At 72.2% G+C, this 1,127-nt stretch carries 2 protein-coding genes; both read right to left on the bottom strand.

Annotated elements, in window-relative coordinates:
* Positions 1-766, bottom strand: a 766-nt coding sequence (locus IH00_RS0103325; protein WP_031069346.1) for a beta-ketoacyl synthase N-terminal-like domain-containing protein, incomplete at its 3' end; no start/stop codon positions are given.
* Between the two features lie 52 nt (positions 767-818).
* Positions 819-1,127, bottom strand: a 309-nt coding sequence (locus tag IH00_RS36925) for an acyl carrier protein (protein ID WP_039946150.1), incomplete at its 5' end; no start/stop codon positions are given.

Below are 1,127 nucleotides of genomic sequence, written 5' to 3'. Positions count from 1 at the left end.
CGTCCGGCGAGACGGCCTGCTGGCGGCTGAACTCGGCGAGCAGGAACGGGCCGGACATGATGGTCACGCCACCGACGAGGGCCATGGAGCACTCGCCCGCCCGCAGGGCCTGTGCGGCCATGTGCAAGGCGACCGCGGAGGAGGAGCAGGCGGTGTCCACGGACACCGCGGGGCCCTCCAGCCCGAACACGTAGGAGATGCGGCCGGAGGACACGCTGGCCGCGCCGCCCGTGAGCTGGAAGCCCTCGATGTGCGGCAGGCTGCCCGCCGGCACCGTGCAGTAGTCGCTGGTGCCGACGCCGCAGAAGACACCGGTGTTGCTGCCGCGCAGCGAGGTCGGGTCGATGCCGGCGTGCTCGAACGCCTCCCAGGACGCCTCCAGCAGCAGACGCTGCTGCGGGTCCATGGCCAGCGCCTCGCGGGGGCTGATGCCGAAGAACTCGGCGTCGAACTCGGCGATCCGGTCGAGGAAGCCGCCGCCGCTGGTGGACACGGCGCCGGGCCGTCCCATGGTCGGGTCGTAGATCCGCTCCAGGTCCCAGCCGCGGTCGGCGGGCAGCCCGGTGATGGCGTCGCGCCCCGACGCGACGAGCTCCCACAGTTCCTCGGGGGTGGTGACGCCGCCGGGGTAGCGGCAGCTCATGCCGACGATCGCCAGCGGTTCGCCGGCTTGGGCGAGCAGCCGCTTGTTGAGCTGGCGGAGCCTGTCGGTCTCCTTGAGGGACTTGCGGAGCGCCTCGATGAGCTGGTTCTGATCGGTGGCCATGTCTATTCCTTCATCTCCAGGCTCATTGCGGCGACGGCGTTCTCGGCCGGGGTCATGCGAGGTCCTCCTGGGCCATCCGGATGAGGGCTTCCGCGTCCATGTCGTCGAACGACGCGGCGTCCCCGTCCTCGGTGGCCGCCTCCGGCGGGTCGTTGTCGGCCAGTTCGCGCAGGGTGTCGAGCAGCCCGGCCTTGCGCAGCCGGTCGATGGGGATCGACGCGAGCAGCGCGCGGATCTCGTCCTGCTCGGACCGCGGTGCGGCGGCGGAGTCGGGGACGATCTCCGGCAGCAGGTGGCGGGCGATGGCCGCCGGGCTGGGGTGGTCGAACACCACGGTGGCGGGCAGGCGCACCCCGGTGGC

The sequence above is a fragment of the Streptomyces sp. NRRL S-118 genome (assembly GCF_000716335.1).
In the GTDB taxonomy this organism is placed as follows: Bacteria; Actinomycetota; Actinomycetes; order Streptomycetales; family Streptomycetaceae; genus Streptomyces.
Note: the sequence above shows the minus strand (reverse complement) of the source record. Positions and strands in the feature narration are given on the sequence as shown.